Annotated in this window: 17 protein-coding genes; 14 read left to right on the top strand and 3 right to left on the bottom strand. The window is 65.0% G+C overall.

Features of this window, described 5'->3' with window-relative positions; all coding sequences use genetic code 11:
* The 8 genes from PJE01S_RS10300 to PJE01S_RS10265 form a co-directional block, all read left to right on the top strand.
* On the top strand, positions 1 to 232 hold a 232-nt coding region (locus PJE01S_RS10300), incomplete at its 5' end, for an electron transfer flavoprotein subunit alpha/FixB family protein (protein WP_218017511.1).
* 287 nt (positions 233 to 519) lie between these two features.
* Positions 520 to 1,419: an NAD(P)-dependent oxidoreductase gene (locus PJE01S_RS10295; RefSeq protein WP_068833408.1), complete on the top strand. Its 900-nt coding sequence runs from the start codon at positions 520 to 522 to the stop codon at positions 1,417 to 1,419.
* The gene (locus PJE01S_RS10290; protein ID WP_068833406.1) at positions 1,416 to 2,099 is read left to right on the top strand and encodes an amino acid ABC transporter permease; all 684 of its coding nucleotides are present in this window, start codon (positions 1,416 to 1,418) and stop codon (positions 2,097 to 2,099) included. Before PJE01S_RS10295 ends, PJE01S_RS10290 begins: the two co-directional genes overlap by 4 nt.
* A 15-nt stretch (positions 2,100 to 2,114) precedes the next feature.
* On the top strand, positions 2,115 to 2,819 hold the full coding sequence (locus PJE01S_RS10285; RefSeq protein WP_068833404.1) for an amino acid ABC transporter permease: 705 nt from the start codon (positions 2,115 to 2,117) through the stop codon (positions 2,817 to 2,819).
* Positions 2,797 to 3,525 (top strand): amino acid ABC transporter ATP-binding protein, encoded by a 729-nt coding sequence (locus PJE01S_RS10280; protein ID WP_068833402.1) that lies wholly within the window; start codon positions 2,797 to 2,799, stop codon positions 3,523 to 3,525. Before PJE01S_RS10285 ends, PJE01S_RS10280 begins: the two co-directional genes overlap by 23 nt.
* A 26-nt stretch (positions 3,526 to 3,551) precedes the next feature.
* Positions 3,552 to 4,349, top strand: a complete 798-nt coding sequence (locus PJE01S_RS10275) for a transporter substrate-binding domain-containing protein (protein WP_068833400.1) — start codon at positions 3,552 to 3,554, stop codon at positions 4,347 to 4,349.
* Between the two features lie 32 nt (positions 4,350 to 4,381).
* Positions 4,382 to 5,383, top strand: a complete 1,002-nt coding sequence (gene araD1 / locus PJE01S_RS10270) for an AraD1 family protein (RefSeq protein WP_068833398.1) — start codon at positions 4,382 to 4,384, stop codon at positions 5,381 to 5,383.
* A gap of 15 nt (positions 5,384 to 5,398) precedes the next feature.
* Positions 5,399 to 6,304, top strand: a complete 906-nt coding sequence (locus PJE01S_RS10265) for an amidohydrolase family protein (RefSeq protein WP_068833396.1) — start codon at positions 5,399 to 5,401, stop codon at positions 6,302 to 6,304.
* Here PJE01S_RS10265 and PJE01S_RS10260 read toward each other — a convergent pair whose 3' ends face one another.
* Positions 6,305 to 7,273: a LysR family transcriptional regulator gene (locus PJE01S_RS10260; protein WP_068833394.1), complete on the bottom strand. Its 969-nt coding sequence runs from the start codon at positions 7,271 to 7,273 to the stop codon at positions 6,305 to 6,307.
* Between the two features lie 103 nt (positions 7,274 to 7,376).
* Here PJE01S_RS10260 and PJE01S_RS10255 point away from each other — a divergent pair, with 103 nt between their 5' ends.
* Genes PJE01S_RS10255 through PJE01S_RS10230 form a run of 6 tightly spaced genes read left to right on the top strand, consistent with a single transcriptional unit; the run spans position 7,377 to position 13,638 of the window.
* The gene (locus PJE01S_RS10255; RefSeq protein WP_068833392.1) at positions 7,377 to 8,675 is read left to right on the top strand and encodes an L-fuconate dehydratase; all 1,299 of its coding nucleotides are present in this window, start codon (positions 7,377 to 7,379) and stop codon (positions 8,673 to 8,675) included.
* A gap of 45 nt (positions 8,676 to 8,720) precedes the next feature.
* Positions 8,721 to 9,680, top strand: a complete 960-nt coding sequence (locus PJE01S_RS10250; RefSeq protein WP_068833390.1) for a tripartite tricarboxylate transporter substrate binding protein — start codon at positions 8,721 to 8,723, stop codon at positions 9,678 to 9,680.
* Between the two features lie 8 nt (positions 9,681 to 9,688).
* Positions 9,689 to 10,681 carry a 2-hydroxyacid dehydrogenase gene (locus tag PJE01S_RS10245; RefSeq protein WP_068833388.1) on the top strand — a complete coding sequence of 331 codons (993 nt, stop codon included), beginning with the start codon at positions 9,689 to 9,691 and terminating at the stop codon, positions 10,679 to 10,681.
* Positions 10,665 to 11,843 carry a fumarylacetoacetate hydrolase family protein gene (locus PJE01S_RS10240; protein ID WP_068833386.1) on the top strand — a complete coding sequence of 393 codons (1,179 nt, stop codon included), beginning with the start codon at positions 10,665 to 10,667 and terminating at the stop codon, positions 11,841 to 11,843. Before PJE01S_RS10245 ends, PJE01S_RS10240 begins: the two co-directional genes overlap by 17 nt.
* Before the next feature lie 12 nt (positions 11,844 to 11,855).
* Positions 11,856 to 12,893, top strand: coding sequence for a 4-hydroxythreonine-4-phosphate dehydrogenase PdxA (locus PJE01S_RS10235; protein ID WP_068833384.1), 1,038 nt, complete (start codon positions 11,856 to 11,858; stop codon positions 12,891 to 12,893).
* A complete protein-coding gene (locus PJE01S_RS10230; protein WP_068833382.1) occupies positions 12,880 to 13,638 on the top strand; it encodes an SDR family oxidoreductase in 759 nt (252 codons plus the stop codon). The genes PJE01S_RS10235 and PJE01S_RS10230 overlap by 14 nt, the downstream gene beginning before the upstream one ends.
* A 347-nt stretch (positions 13,639 to 13,985) precedes the next feature.
* Here the strand turns inward: PJE01S_RS10230 and PJE01S_RS24440 are convergent, their stop codons facing one another.
* Positions 13,986 to 14,129, bottom strand: a complete 144-nt coding sequence (locus PJE01S_RS24440; protein WP_084389452.1) for a DUF2474 domain-containing protein — start codon at positions 14,127 to 14,129, stop codon at positions 13,986 to 13,988.
* Positions 14,129 to 15,136 carry a cytochrome d ubiquinol oxidase subunit II gene (gene cydB / locus PJE01S_RS10220; RefSeq protein ID WP_068833378.1) on the bottom strand — a complete coding sequence of 336 codons (1,008 nt, stop codon included), beginning with the start codon at positions 15,134 to 15,136 and terminating at the stop codon, positions 14,129 to 14,131. The genes PJE01S_RS24440 and cydB overlap by 1 nt, the downstream gene beginning before the upstream one ends.
* Positions 15,137 to 15,138: the final 2 nt, after the last annotated feature.

The following is a 15,138-nucleotide window of genomic DNA, read 5'->3' as shown; positions in this document are numbered from 1 at the left end:
GGGCTACGCGCCCAACGACTGGCAGGTCGGCCAGACCGGCAAGATCGTCGCGCCCCAGCTCTACATTGCCTGCGGCATCTCGGGCGCCATCCAGCACCTGGCCGGCATGAAGGATTCCAAGGTCATCGTGGCGATCAACAAGGACCCGGAGGCGCCTATCTTCTCGGTGGCCGACTATGGCCTGGAGGCGGACCTGTTTACCGCCGTGCCGGAACTGGTGGCGGCGCTGTAGTTCGTCGGACACAGGCGTCTGCAGGAGGAAATCCATGGCCCTGCTTCGTCAATGCCAGCAGGAGATCCGAGCCCGGCAAGGCGACCGCGACACATTCCTTGTCGAATACCCTGCCTGGAACATCAACAACGGTGGAGTACGAGCGAGGGCTGATAAGTACATTCCTGCCGTATTGCTTGCGTGCTGATTCAAAAATCCATATCGATAGATCAAAAAATACGATTGGATGTGGATAGCTGCCCTTCGTATGCTTCGTCACCGTTCAACCATAGGAATCGGAGACAAGCATGGCAGTTGAGAAGGCTCGTATCGGGTTCATAGGCCTGGGCATCATGGGCACGGCGATGACCTTGCGCCTGCTCGAACAGGGCTGGCCGGTCACGGTCTGGAACCTGGAGCCTGAGCGGGTGCCGCCCCTTGTCGCGGCAGGCGCCGTGAGCGCGCCTTCACCGGCGGCCGTCGCGGCGGCCAGCGACATCGTGATCCTGTGCGTGTTGCATACCGAAGCGGTGCGCAGCTGCGTCTTTGGGGCGCAGGGCGTTGCCGAGGAGGCGGCGGCCGGCAAGATACTGATCGACCATTCCACCATAGCCCCTGAGGCCACGCGCGCCATGGCGCAGCAACTGCAGGGCGAGACCGGCATGCACTGGGTCGATGCCCCGGTGAGCGGCGGCCCGCTGCAATCGCGTGCCGGCACGCTGACGGTGATGGCCGGCGGCGAGGCGGCGGACATCGCGTCCATCCGTCCCCTGATGGCCGACCTGGCCTCCAACTTCACCCACATCGGCCCGAGCGGCGCGGGCCAGACCGCCAAGATGATCAACCAGCTCATCGTCGGCAGCGGCTATGTGGTGCTGGCCGAGGCCCTGACCCTGGCCGAGGCGGCCGGCATCAACGCGCAGGCGCTGCCGCAGTGCCTGGCCGGCGGCCATGCCGACAGCAGCCTGTTAAAGCAGCTGTATCCGCAGATGCAGGCGCGCGCGTTTGAGCCGCCGCGCAGCTATGCCCGGCAACTGCTGAAGGACCTGAAGGCCGTGAAAGCGTATGCGCACGCGCTCCAGCTCAGCCTGCCCATGCTCGAGGCCGCGACCCGGCGCTACACCGACTATGTCGAGCAGGGCAACGGCATGAAGGACACGGCCTCCATCGTCAACTCGTACCGGTCCTCTCCTGAGTCTGCAGCATGACTTACAAATTCGACTTTAGCGCCGTGCTGGCCCAGTGGCCGCTGTTTCTGCACGGTGCCTGGCTCACGATCCAGCTCGCGGTGATCGCCACGCTGCTGGGTTTCCTGATCGGAACGCTGTGCGCCATCGGCCGCCGCAGCCGCAACACCTGGATCGAGCAGGCCTGCGGCATCTACGTGGAGACCATCCGCAACACGCCCTTGCTGGTGCAGATCTTCATCGTCTACTTCGGGCTGTCCAGCCTGGGGCTCAAGGTGCCGGCCTACGTGGCGGCGATTGCGGCGCTGGTCATCAACATCGGCGCCTACACCACCGAGATCATGCGGGCCGGCATCGACTCCATCCACAAGGGGCAGCTCGAGGCCGCCGAATGCCTGGCGCTGTCGAAGCTTCAGGTCTATTGGCATGTGATCCTGCGTCCCGCCATGGAGCGGGTCTACCCGGCGCTGACCAGCCAGTTCGTGCTGCTGATGCTGGCCTCGTCCATCACCTCGCAGATCTCCGCGGAGGAACTGACGGCGATTGCCAACCGCGTGCAGTCCGACACCTACCGCTCCTTCGAGACCTACATCGTGGTGGCCGTGTTCTACCTGATGCTGTCACTGCTCATGCGTCTGGGCTTCTGGGCCATCGGCCAGGCCGTTTTCACGCGCCGCCGCAGGCTAGGCACCCCCCTGTAAGCGCGGGATGACGCCATGAACAACGAATTCAACCTCCATCATCTTTACTTCCTGGCGCAGGGCGCGGGCTGGACCGTCATGCTGTCGCTGATGGCCTTCGTCGGCGGCGGCCTCGTCGGCTTTGGCGTCGCGCTGGCACGCATTTCGCGCAGCCGGATGCTGCGCTGGCTGGCGCTCGGCTTTGTGCAGCTGGTGCAGGGAACGCCGCTGCTGATCCTGATGTTTCTGTCCTATTTCGGCCTGAGCATCATGGGCCTGAGCCTGCCCGCCATCGTGGCGGCCGGGCTGTCGATGACGATTTATGTCAGTGCTTACATCGGCGAGATCTGGCGCGGCTGCATTGAAGCGGTTCCAAAAACCCAGTGGGAAGCCGCCGAATGCCTGGCGCTGACGCGCCCCCAGCGGCTGTTCATGGTGATCCTGCCGCAGGCGCTGCGCATCGCCACGCCGCCCACGGTGGGCTTCATGGTGCAGATCGTCAAAAACACCTCGCTCGCTTCGGTCGTCGGCTTTGTCGAGCTGGCGCGCGCCGGCCAGGTCATCAACAACTCGCTGTTCGAGCCCTTCCTTGTCTACATGCTGGTCGCCGGCCTGTACTTCCTGCTGTGTTTCCCGCTGTCGTGGTGGGCCAGGAAACTCGAAAACAGATTGCTTGTCGGCCGCAAGCCCGCGCCGGAAACAAAGAAAGGAATCGGCAATGTCCAATATTGTGAATCTTGAAGACGTGCACAAGAGTTTCGGCAGCCTGAGCGTGCTCAAGGGGGTGTCGTTCCAGGTGAAAAAAGGCCAGGTGGTGGCCATTATCGGCCGCAGCGGCTCCGGCAAAAGCACGGCGCTGCGCTGCATCAATCGGCTGGAAGCCATAGACAGCGGACTCATCGAGGTCTGTGGCCGGCGCGTCAGCGACCCGGCCATCGACCTGCGCGGCCTGCGCCGTGATGTCGGCATCGTGTTCCAGAGCTACAACCTGTTTCCGCATCTCACGGTGGAAGAGAACATCACGCTCGCGCCCCGCGCCGCCAAGGGCAAGAGCCGGGCCGAGGCGCTGGAACTCGCCCGCATCGTGCTGCGCCAGGTCGGCCTGGCGGACAAGGCACAGGCCTACCCCGAGCAGCTCTCGGGCGGCCAGCAGCAGCGGGTGGCGATTGCCCGCTCGCTGGCGATGGAGCCGCAGGTCATGCTGTTTGACGAGGTCACCTCGGCGCTGGATCCACAGCTGACGGGCGAAGTGCTCAAGGTCATCGAGGAGCTGGCCGCCGGCGGCATGACCATGGTGCTGGTGACCCACGAAATGGCGTTTGCCCGCAAGGTGGCCGACGTCGTGATCTTCATGCATGAAGGCCGGATCTGGGAAACCGGAGGCGGCGACATGCTGCTGAACCCGCAGACCGCCGAACTGCAGCAATTTGTCGACAACGGCTTGTAACCCCAAAACCCAAAGGAGACATCACCATGAAATTGATCCAGTCCATCGCTCGAAGCGCTTTCGTGGCCGCATTGGCTGTAGCCAGTCTGGCCATCCATGCCGATACGCTTGACAGTATCCGCGCGGCCAAGAAGGTGCGCATCTCGATCGACCTGGCCAATCCGCCGTCGGGCATGACCGACAGCAGCATGCGCCCAACCGGCTCGGACTACGACGTGGCGGCCCTGCTGGCCAAGGACCTGGGCGTCGCGCTGGAAATCGTTCCGACGACCGGGGCCACCCGCATTCCCAACCTGCAGACCAACAAGGCCGACCTGGTGATCTCGACGCTGGCCTTCACGCCGGAGCGGGCCAAGGTGATTGACTATTCGATTCCCTACGCCGGCCAGGTGTCACTAGTGGGCGGCATCAAGGGCGTCAACGCCAAGAGCATGGCCGACCTGGCCGGCAAGTCGATCGCGGTCAACCGCAGCACCACGCAGGACGCCGACCTCACGGCCAACGCCAAGGGCGCGACCATCGTACGCTACGACGACGATGCGGCCGTGATCACCGCCGCGGTGACCGGCCAGGCCGACCTGGTGGCCACCTCGGGCGCGCTGTTCCAGACCATGGTCAACAAGGCGCCGGCACGCCAGCTCGAGCCCAAGTTTGTGCTGCGCACCTTTGACCTGGGCGTGGGCATGCGCAAGGAGGAGCCCAAGCTGATGGCCTGGGTCAATGACTGGGTGCGCACCAACATGAAAAACGGCAAGCTCAACGAGATCTTCAAGAAATACCACGGCGCCGATATTCCCGAGAGCGTCGTCAGTCAGGCCAAATAAGCCGGCACAGCTCAAACCACGCCAAGCCAGCCATGCGCCTGCTCCAGTTCCTGCGCCCCGACGGCCAGCGCGCCGTCGGCCTGGTCGAAGCGCCCGACACGGTGCGGGTGCTGGCCGGCTGCGACAGCAGCTACGCGCTGGTATCGCAGGCACTGGCAGAAAAGACGCCGCTGGCGCGGCTGGCCAAAAAACGGGTTTCTGCCGAGCGGGTTGACTACGACGAGTTGGTCGAGCGCCAGGCCGTGCTGGTGCCGTTCGACCACCCGGACCCGGCCCATATGCTGGTCAGCAGCTCGGGCCTGACGCACCTGGGCAGCGAGCGTACGCGTGACCACCTGCGGCGCGCGCTGCGAGCTGGCGAGACCACGCTCAGCGATTCATTGCGGCTGTTCAAGCTGGGCCTGGAAGGCGGGCGCCCCAATGGCAGCGGCCTGCCGGGCGTCGCCCCCGAATGGCACTTCAAGGGCAGCGGCCATTCGGTGGTCCATCCCTACCAGGATTTTCCGGTCGCGGCCTTCGCCGCAGACGCCAGCGAAGAGCCTGAACTGGCCGGCCTGTACCTGATAGGGCCCGACCGCACGCCGCGCCGCGTGGGTTTTGCCCTTGCCAACGAGCTGTCGGACCATGTCACCGAGCGCAGCAACAGCGGCCTGGTGTCGCATGCCAAGCTGGGCGGCAGCTCCTTTGGCCCCGAGCTGTTGCTGGACGAATTGCCGCCCAGCATCACCGGCCTGTCGCGCATTGTTCGCAAGGGCCGCCTGCGCTGGGAGAAACCCTTCCTGACCGGGGAGGAGAACATGTCGCACTCCATAGCCAACATCGAGTTCCACCATTTCAAGTACGACCAGTTCTTGGTGCCGGGCGACGTGCATGTGCATTATTTCGGCACCGCCACGCTGTCGTTTGCCGAGGGCGTCAAGGTTGACAGTGCCTGCCGCTTCGAAATCTCGGCACCGCCGTTCGGCCGGGCGCTGGTCAATGGCATCAGTCGCGTCAACAACGCTTTTCGCTATGGCAGCGTAAAAGCTGCCTGACCTTCAGGACCAGCCATGACCGAAGCGCTCAGTTTCCCCATCATCGATGCCCACCATCACTTCTGGGACCCCGTCCTGAACTACTACCCGTGGCTGTGCGACAAAGACCGTCCGCCGCACCGCTATGGCGATCACCAGTCGATCGCCCAGCCCTATCTGCCGGCTGACTACCTGAGGGACACGGCGGCGTTCAAGCTGGCCGGCAGTGTCTACATCGAGGCCGACTGGGACCCGCGCGACCCCATCGGCGAGATGCGCTACATCGCGGGCCTGCGCCAGCAAAGCGGTTTGCCCACGGTGGCGGTCGGCAAAGCCTGGCTGGACCAGCCCGATGCGCAGCACACGCTGGAGCAACTGGCCGGCTTCGGCTTTGTGCGCGGCATTCGCCACAAGCCGCGCGCCAACGACGCGCCCGCCGACACGGCAGCGGGCGGCATGGCCGACCCCGCGTGGCGGCGCAACTATGGCTTGCTGGCGCGGCATGGCCTGCATTTCGAGCTGCAAACACCGTTCTGGCATTTGCACGAGGCCGCAGCCCTGGCGCGGGACTTTCCGGACACGCCCCTCATCATCAACCACACCGGCATGCCCTCCGATCGCAGTGCCGAAGGGCTTGCCGCCTGGCGAGAAGCCATGCGGCGGGTGGCGCAATGCCCGAACGTCTTCGTCAAGCTCAGCGGCATCGGGCTCGCCGGGCGGCGCTGGAGCGTGGAGGAAAACCGCCCCGTGGTATGGCAGTGCATAGAGCTGTTCGGCGTCGACCGCTGCATGTTTGGCAGCAACTACCCGGTCGACAGCCTTTGCGCCTCGTTCGAAGATATTTTCAGCGGCTTCGCGCGCATGGTCGTGGATCTGTCGGCTTCCGAGCAGCGCCAGCTGTTTCACGACAACGCGCAGCGCCTGTACCGAATGGACTGTTGATCAGCGTGCGATCTGGCGCTCCAGCATGCTGTCGCGCAGCGCGTGCAGAAAGCCCTTGACCGCGGGCGACAGGTCTTTCTTCTTGCGCGTGATGATGCCCAGGTTGGCCATGGAAATCGGCAGCTCCACCGGCACGATGGCCACCAGGCCATAGTTGGCATAGTGCTGCGCCACGTCCCGCGGCACCACCGAGATCATGTCGCTGGCTTCGAGCAGCGAGGTGGTCGCCAGGATGGACGAGGTTTCGACGATGTCGGGCGGCGCCGCCAGGCTGGCGTGCTGCAGCGCCTGCTTGACCCGCCTGCGCATCGGGCTGCCCAGCGGATGCAGGATCCAGGTCTGCGCGACCAGGTCGGCCAGCGTGACCTCGGCCAAGTCGAACAGCGGATGGTCGGGCCGCGCCACCACGCTCATCGGCTCGCCCTCGAGCTGCTCGATTTCCAGGTCTTCGTCATAGAACTGGTCGGGCAGGCGCCCGAGCACCACGTCCAGATCGCCGCGCAGCAGGGCCGGCATCAAGAGGTCGCTGGTGTCGACCTGCAGCGAAATGCGCACCCGCGGGTTGCCGGCCTTGAAGCGCGCCAGGCCCTGGGTCAGCAGGACAGGCGTGGCGCCCATGACGCTGCCGATGCGCACCAGCCCGGCTGCGCCCGCGGCCAGGGCTGCCATCTCGTCGCCGGCGTAGGCGAAGTCGTGCAGCACACCGCGCGCGTAGCGGATCATCACCTCGCCGTAGACCGTGGGCTCCATGCCGCGCGCATGGCGCTCGAACAGCACCACGCCCAGCCCTTCTTCAAGCTGCTGCAGCAGCGCCGTGGCGGCAGGCTGGGTGGTGTGGATGGCCGCCGCCGCCCGCCGCAGGTTACGGTGTTCATCGAGTGCGTCCAGCAGCATGACCTGCCGGCTCTTGATGCGCAGCCGGCGAAAGAGGTTGGCGGGCGGGGCGGCTGTGTCTACGGCATCGTCCATGAGTGATCCAAAAATGAGAATCGAAATATATCAAATGACGATTGGATTGGTATCGCCAATCCGCATAAGCTTCGCTATCTTTTCACCCCTCTGAAAGACCAAAGTGCCGACCACCATTACCCATCTCTCGGTTCGCGACATCCGTTTCCCCACCTCGCGCTCGCTCGACGGCTCGGACGCCATGAACACGGCGCCCGACTATTCCGCCACCTACGTGGTGCTGCACACCGACGCTCCCTCGGCGCTGGAAGGCCATGGGCTGACCTTCACGATTGGCCGCGGCAATGAAGTCTGCGTGGCGGCCGTCAATTCGCTGGCTTCATTCGTGGTGGGCCGCACGCTGGAGGAGATATCGGGCGACATAGGCGCTTTCTGGCACAGCATCACTGGCGACAGCCAGCTGCGCTGGCTGGGCCCGGACAAGGGCGTGATGCACCTGGCAACGGCCGCCATCGTCAACGCGGTTTGGGACCTGTGGGCCAAGTCCGAAGGCAAGCCGGTCTGGAAGCTGCTGGCCGACATGAGCCCCGAGGAGCTGGTGCGCTGCCTGGACTTTCGTTTCGTCACCGACGCGCTCACGCCCGAGGAGGCGCTGGCCATACTGCGCCGCAACGCCCGCGGCAAGGCCGCGCGCGAGCAGGAAATGCTGGAGCAGGGCTACCCCGGCTACACCACCTCGGCCGGCTGGCTGGGTTATTCCGAGGAAAAGATGCGCCGGCTGGCCCGCGAAGGCGTGGCCGAGGGCTGGACGCACTTCAAGCAAAAGGTCGGCGGCAACATCGAGGAAGACATGCGCCGTGCCGCCATCCTGCGCGAAGAGATTGGCTGGGACCGCAAGCTCATGATGGATGCCAACCAGGTGTGGGAAGTGGACGAGGCCATCGTCAACATGCGCCGCCTGGCCGCCTTCGAGCCCTGGTGGATCGAGGAGCCGACCAACCCCGACGACATCCTGGGGCACGCCACCATTCGCGAGCGCATTGCGCCCATCGGCATGGCCACCGGCGAGCATTGCCACAACCGCGTGATGTTCAAGCAGCTGCTGCAGGCCAAGGCCATCGACTTTTGCCAGGTCGACGCGGCCCGCCTCGGTGGCCTGAACGAAGTGCTGGTGGTGCTGCTGATGGCCGCCAAGTTCGGCGTGCCGGTGTGCCCGCACGCCGGTGGCGTGGGCCTGTGCGAATACGTGCAAAACATCGCGCTGTTTGACTACATCGCGGTGTCTGCCTCGCTGGAAAACCGCGTGCTGGAATACGTGGACCACCTGCACGAGCACTTCCTCGACCCGGTCGTGATTCGCAAGGGCCGCTACATGCCTCCCCAGCGCCCTGGCTACAGCATAGAGATGCACGCGGCAACGCTCAAGGAGTTCGAGTTCCCGAACGGCCCCGCCTGGGCCTGAGTTTCACGCACCTTCGAATCATCACAACTACAAGGAGAGACATCCATGAAGACGTTTGCTACCCGCATCCTGGCTGGACTGCTGTGCGCCCTGGCCCTGCCATCCGCCGTGCTGGCCCAGGCCGCCTATCCCAGCCGGCCGATTGAACTGGTCGTTCCCTACCCGGCCGGCGGCGGCACCGATGTGCTGGGCCGGGCCTTTGCGCAGGCGGCGACCAAGCACCTGCCGCAGAACCTGATCGTCATCAACAAGCCCGGCGCCAGTGGCGCCATAGGCTGGGCCGATGTCATCAACAGCAAGCCTGAAGGCTACAAGGTGGCCCTGCTTGCAACCGACCTGATGACGCAGCCCAATATGGGTCTGACCAAAATCACCTATGAGGACTTCATTCCGATCGCCCGCCTGAACTACGATCCCGCAGCCATCACGGTGCGCGCCGATGCACCCTGGAACACGGTCGAGGAGTTCCTCGCGGCCGCGAAGAAAGGCGACTTCAGCGTGGGTAACGGCGGTAATGGCTCGACCTGGCATCTTGCTGCGGCGGCCGTGGAAGACAAGACCGGCGTGAAGTTCAACCACATCCCGTTCAGCGGGGCCGCACCGGCAGCGCTGGCGTTATTGGGCGGGCACATAGAGGCCATCACGGTCAGCGCGGCGGAGGTCTATGCCTACACCTCGACGGGCAAGCTGAAAACGCTGGCGGTGATGTCCGAGCAGCGCATCAAGGGCTTTGAAAAAGTGCCAACGCTCAAGGAGCGCAACATCGACATTTCCATCGGCACCTGGCGCGGCCTGGCTGTGGCCAGGGGAACGTCGCCTGAAGTCGTCGCCACCCTGCGGGCGGCGACCGCGAAAATTGCCAAGGAACAGGGCCTGCGTGACGCGCTGGACCTCCAGAACATGGGCTATGCCTATGCGGACGGTGACGCCTTTGGCGCCGTCATGGCCAAGGATCACGTCTTCTACAAAAGCCTGATCAGCAAACTCGGCCTGAAGAACCAGTAGGCGTGCGCATGAACAAGCCATCCCTTCTTGTCTGCCGGGCGATCGCGCCCGAGGTGATCGCCCGGCTTGAACAGCACTTCGAGGTGCGGGCCAACCAGGCGGATGAGCCCTGGTCCCCCGCGCAGCTGATTGAAGCGCTGCAAGGCCGGCAGGCGCTTTTCGCCACCGGCAGCGAGCGCATTGACAGCACGCTGCTGCAGGCCTGCCCGGATCTGCGGATCTGCGCCAACATGTCGGTCGGCTTCAACAACTTCGATGTGGAGGCCATGACCGCGCACGGCGTGGTCGGCACCAACGCACCGGGTGTGTTGACTGAAACCACGGCCGATTTCGGCTTCGCCCTGCTGTTGGCCGCTGCGCGGCGGGTGTCGGAAGGCGAGCGCTACCTGCGCGCCGGGCGGTGGAAGCGCTGGCAATACGACACACTGGTCGGCTCCGATGTTCACGGCTCGACCCTGGGCATCCTGGGCATGGGCCGCATCGGCCAGGCCCTGGCCCGCCGCGGCTACTTCGGCTTCGGGATGAAGGTGATTTACCACAACCGTTCGCGGCTTGAGGACAGCGTCGAGCGCGAGACCGGCGCCCGCTATGTCAGCAAGCAAGAGTTGCTGCGCAGCGCCGACCACCTGGTGCTGGTGCTGCCGTATTCCAAGGCCTCGCTCCATGCCATCGGCGCGGCCGAGCTGGCGCTGATGAAACCAACCGCGACGTTGGTCAATATCGCACGCGGCGGCATTGTCGATGACGCAGCACTGGCCCAGGCGCTGCGCGACAGGCGCATCGCCGCGGCAGGCCTGGACGTGTACGAGGGCGAGCCCTCGGTCCATCCTGGCCTGCTCGAGGCGCCTAGGGTCGTGCTGACGCCGCACATCGGCAGCGCGACCGGACCGACGCGCCTTGCCATGGCGAATCTGGCGGCGGACAACCTGATCAATTTTTTCTGCGGCGATGGACCGACAAACCCTGTGAATCCGGAGGTACTCAATGGACTGGCTGCCTGAAGACAACATGACCGGAACGCTGGTAGGCCGCGCCTGGATTGCTGGCGAGGGCGAGGGCCAGCCCGCCGGGCCTAGCGTCGTGGCCCTGCGCGAGGGCGGCGTCTTTGACCTGTCGCAGGCCGTGCCCACCATGAGCGGTCTGCTTGAATCGGCCGACCCGGCCGCGCTGGTGCGGGCCACGCCGGGCCGCTACATCGGCAGCGCCGACAGCCTGTTCCAGAACAGCCGGCAGCCAAACGGCAACGCGGACGGCCCGCGCTTCCTGGCGCCCTGCGACCTGCAGGTCATCAAGGCGGCCGGGGTCACCTTTGCCGCCAGCCTGGTGGAACGCGTGATCGAAGAGCAGGCCAAGGGCGATGCCCGCCAGGCCGAGGCGATACGCGGCCGGGTGCTGGAACTGCTGGGCGGCTCGCTGGCCAGCATCAAGCCCGGCTCGGCCAAGGCGCAGCAGCTCAAGGAACTGCTGGTGCGGCAGGGACTGTGGTCGCAATACCTCGAGGTCGGCATAGGCCCCGACGCCGAAGTGTTTACCAAGGGGCCGGTGCTGTCCGCGGTGGGCACCGGGGCCGAGATCGGCATCCATCCCGGCTCGGCCTGGAACAATCCCGAGCCGGAAGTGGTGCTGGCCGTCAACAGCCGCGGCGAGGTCAAGGGCGCGGCGCTGGGCAACGACGTCAACCTGCGCGACTTCGAGGGGCGCAGCGCCCTGCTGCTGGGCAAGGCCAAGGACAACAATGCCTCCTGCGCCATCGGCCCGTTCATTCGCCTGTTCGACGCCAGCTTTTCGCTCGACGACGTGCGGCGCTGTACCGTGAGCCTCGAAGTGCAGGGCCCGGACGGCTTTGTGATGCGCGGCGAAAGCTCGATGTCGCAGATCAGCCGCGACCCTCTGGACCTGGTGCGCCAGACCCTGGGCGCTCACCACCAGTACCCCGACGGTTTCATGCTGTTCCTGGGCACCATGTTCGCGCCCACGCAGGACCGCGGCGCGGCGGGCAGTGGTTTCACCCACCAGGTGGGCGATGTGGTGACCATTTCCAGCCCCAAGCTCGGCCGCCTGGTCAACACGGTGAACCTGTGCGACCGCATCGCGCCCTGGACCTTTGGGTTGCAGGCCTTTTTCACCAATCTGATGGCGCGCGGCCTGCTGTCCGGCCGCTGAGCAAAGGAATTCATGAAATCACGCAAACCTCGTATTGCCCTGGTGCTGGGCGACCCGGCCGGCATAGGTCCCGAGCTGGTTGCCCGGCTTTTGGCCGACCCTGCCGCCGCGCAGTCGGCCGAGCTGCTGCTGATCGCCGACCGGGCCGAACTGGACCACGGCATGGCGGTGGCCGGTTGCCGCACGCCCTATGTGCTGGCGAAGTCAGTCAAGGAGGCTGACTTTTCCGAGGGCTTGCCGGTGCTGGTGGACTATCGTGGCGATACCGGGGGGCCCTTCGAGCGGGCTGTCGCCAGCGTCAAGGGCGGTCGCTATTGCCTGGACACGCTGTCAATGGCGCTGGAGGCGACCAGGCATGGCCTGACCGACGCCATCCTGTTCGCGCCACTGAACAAACACTCGCTGCACCAGGCCGGCATGCACACCAGCGACGAGCTGCACTGGTTTGTCGAGCAGCTCGGTTTCGACGGGCCGGTCTGCGAGTTCAATGTCCTCGACGGCCTGTGGACTTCGCGCGTGACCTCCCATATCGCGCACCGCGAGGTGGCGGACCAGATCACGCACGAAGGCGTGACGCAGGGCATCGAACTGATCCACCACGAACTGCTGCGCAGCGGTGTCGCCCATCCGCGCATCGCGGTCTGCGGCCTGAACCCGCACAACGGCGATAACGGCTCCTTCGGCCAGGAGGAGCTCGACATCATCGGCCCTGCCGTGGAAGCGGCGCGCTCGCTCGGCCTCCCAGCCGAGGGACCCTTTGCCGCCGACACGATTTTCCTGAAGGTGCAGGGGGAGCAGCGCCAGTACGACGCCGTGGTCACCATGTACCACGACCAGGGCCAGATCGCGATGAAGCTCATGGGCTTTTGGCGCGGCATCACGGTGCAGGGAGGCCTGCCGTTTCCCATTCTCACGCCGGCGCACGGCACGGCGTTTGACATTGCGGGCCAGGGTGTCGCCAATCCGGGCGCGATGCTGCAGGCTTTTCAGTTGACCTGCCGCATGGCGCTCGCACGTCGTGATCAGGAGGTGCGCCATGCCCTCGCCTGAAAAAATTGCCCTGGTCACGGGCGCCGGCACCGGCATCGGCAAGCAGGTGGCCCTGGCACTCATGCAGGGCGGCTTTTCGGTGGTGCTGGCCGGGCGCCGCCGGGAGCCGCTGGAGGCCACGGCACGTGAAGGCGCCGCCACGGGCGTCCGCTCGCTGGTGGTGACGGCCGACGTCAGCGATCCGGTCTCGGTCAAGGCGCTGTTTGCCAGGGCGCTCGAGGCCTTTGGCCGGGTGGACCTACTGGTCAACAACGCGGGCGTTTCGTCGCCGGCGGTGCCGCTCGAAGAACTGAGCTACGAGGACTGGAACAAGGCCATAGCCATCAACCTGAGCGGCGTGTTTCTCTGCACGCAGGAAGCCTTCCGCATCATGAAGGCGCAGACCCCCGGTGGCGGCCGCATCATCAACAATGGCTCGATCGCCGCGACCAGCCCGCGCCCACATGCCGCCGCCTATGCTGCCGCCAAACACGCGGTCACCGGGCTGACCAAGGCCGCCTCGCTCGAAGGTCGCCGCTTCAACATCGCCTGCGGCCAGATTGACGTGGGCAACGCGGCCACCGACAGGACGGAACGCATGAATACCGGCGTATTGCAGGCCGACGGAACGCTGGCCGTGGAGCCGACCATGGACGCCCGGCATGTCGGCAGCGCCGTCGCCTACATGGCCAGCTTGCCGCTCGATGCCAATGTGCCCTTCCTGACGGTGATGGCAACCACCATGCCCTTTATCGGCCGCGGCTAAAACTGTCTGACGAAACACGACCCAAAAAATTACCTCGTCAACGGCCAATGAGTGGCCGGCAACAGCGGCTCGTCCAACCTCAACCCCTCGCACCTGGGCGACCTGACCGGCTACTACACTCAGGGCGACGCCGCGCAGGAGAGGGGGCGGGGTGCAGGCTGTGCACACAGTGCCTCTGCCGCCTGGTCGGTCGCAGGCATGCAGGCCCGCACAGACGCCCTGGACAACGTTTCCTTTCTGTAAACGCTGTCCAGGGCGTCTGTGAGCCGAACGTTTCGCCGGGCGACCCGGTCATATGCCATTTTCCTGAACCAGCGCGAAACGAAAAACGCATCCTCATATTGTTGCTAAGTGGTAAAGCCAGCGGCCCGCATGAGCAGGCGCAACAGCCAGGCGGCCACGCCTAGCGTGGCCACGCTTGCGGCCCAGATCAGCACCAGCCAGCCGGATCGCTTTAGCCAGGTGCTCAGGCCGGGACGCCTTTCTTCCATCAGTGATAGCCCTCGCCGTGTTTGGCCTTGCCGCGAAAGACGTAGTAGGCCCAGATGGTATAGAGCAGGATGAAGGGAATGATGAAGAGGGTGCCGACCAGCGTGAAGCCCTGACTTTGCGGGGGCGCTGCTGCTTCCCAGATCGAGATGCCTGGTGGCACGATGTTGGGCCACACGCTGATGGCCAGGCCGGTGTAGCCCAGGAACACCAGGGCCAGGGTGTAGAGGAAGGGGGCGACATTTGGCGCGCGCCGCAGCGAACGCAGCAGCAAGAACATGCTGAGCGCCACCAGCAGGGGGACCGGCGAGAACCACAGCAGATTGGGAAAGCTGAACCAGCGCTGCGCAATGCGCGGCTGTGACAGCGGCGTCCAGATGCTGATCGCCACGATCGCCGCCAGCAGAAGCCATGACAGTGTGCCGGTGAGGCGAATCATGCGTTGCTGCAGCTCACCCTCAGTCTTCATGATCAGCCAGGTGCTGCCCAGCAGGGTGTAGGCGACCGCCACACCCACACCGCAGAACAGCGCAAAGGGGTGAAGCCAGTCGAGCGGGCCGCCGGCGAAGGCGTTGCCGCTTACCTTGATGCCGTTGATATATGCACCCAGCGCCACACCCTGAAAGAAGGCTGCGGTCAGCGAGCCACCTATAAAGGCCTTGTCCCAGATCGGACGCTCGCGGTCGTTGGCCTTGAAGCGGAACTCGAAGGCCACACCTCGGAAGATAAGGCCAAGCAGCATGAAGATGAGGGGCAGGTAGAGCGCGCTGAGCACCACCGCGTAAGCCAGCGGGAAGGCCGCCAGCAGTCCCGCGCCGCCCAGCACCAGCCAGGTCTCATTGCCGTCCCACACCGGCGCCACGGTGTTCATCATGACATCGCGGTCATGCCGGTCCGGCACGAAAGGGTAGAGCATGCCAATGCCAAGGTCGAAGCCATCCATCATCACATACATCATCACACCGAAGAAGATGATGACGGCCCAGATCAGGGAGAGGTCGACGCCCATGA

It is taken from the genome of Polaromonas jejuensis NBRC 106434 (assembly GCF_001598235.1).
Taxonomy (GTDB): domain Bacteria; phylum Pseudomonadota; class Gammaproteobacteria; order Burkholderiales; family Burkholderiaceae_C; genus Polaromonas; species Polaromonas jejuensis.
The sequence above is the reverse complement of the archived record's forward strand: the minus strand, read 5'-3'. Positions and strand labels throughout refer to the sequence as shown.

Coding starts and splice junctions, on each gene's coding strand:
- PJE01S_RS10290 (WP_068833406.1), top strand. CDS start 1,416: ATGACTTACAAATTCGACTTTAGCGCCGTGCTGGCCCAGTGGCCGCTG.
- PJE01S_RS10230 (WP_068833382.1), top strand. CDS start 12,880: ATGCCCTCGCCTGAAAAAATTGCCCTGGTCACGGGCGCCGGCACCGGC.
- PJE01S_RS10245 (WP_068833388.1), top strand. CDS start 9,689: ATGAACAAGCCATCCCTTCTTGTCTGCCGGGCGATCGCGCCCGAGGTG.
- PJE01S_RS24440 (WP_084389452.1), bottom strand. CDS start 14,129: ATGGAAGAAAGGCGTCCCGGCCTGAGCACCTGGCTAAAGCGATCCGGC.
- PJE01S_RS10295 (WP_068833408.1), top strand. CDS start 520: ATGGCAGTTGAGAAGGCTCGTATCGGGTTCATAGGCCTGGGCATCATG.
- PJE01S_RS10240 (WP_068833386.1), top strand. CDS start 10,665: ATGGACTGGCTGCCTGAAGACAACATGACCGGAACGCTGGTAGGCCGC.
- PJE01S_RS10250 (WP_068833390.1), top strand. CDS start 8,721: ATGAAGACGTTTGCTACCCGCATCCTGGCTGGACTGCTGTGCGCCCTG.
- PJE01S_RS10260 (WP_068833394.1), bottom strand. CDS start 7,273: ATGGACGATGCCGTAGACACAGCCGCCCCGCCCGCCAACCTCTTTCGC.
- cydB (WP_068833378.1), bottom strand. CDS start 15,136: ATGGGCGTCGACCTCTCCCTGATCTGGGCCGTCATCATCTTCTTCGGT.
- PJE01S_RS10235 (WP_068833384.1), top strand. CDS start 11,856: ATGAAATCACGCAAACCTCGTATTGCCCTGGTGCTGGGCGACCCGGCC.
- araD1 (WP_068833398.1), top strand. CDS start 4,382: ATGCGCCTGCTCCAGTTCCTGCGCCCCGACGGCCAGCGCGCCGTCGGC.
- PJE01S_RS10265 (WP_068833396.1), top strand. CDS start 5,399: ATGACCGAAGCGCTCAGTTTCCCCATCATCGATGCCCACCATCACTTC.
- PJE01S_RS10280 (WP_068833402.1), top strand. CDS start 2,797: ATGTCCAATATTGTGAATCTTGAAGACGTGCACAAGAGTTTCGGCAGC.
- PJE01S_RS10275 (WP_068833400.1), top strand. CDS start 3,552: ATGAAATTGATCCAGTCCATCGCTCGAAGCGCTTTCGTGGCCGCATTG.
- PJE01S_RS10285 (WP_068833404.1), top strand. CDS start 2,115: ATGAACAACGAATTCAACCTCCATCATCTTTACTTCCTGGCGCAGGGC.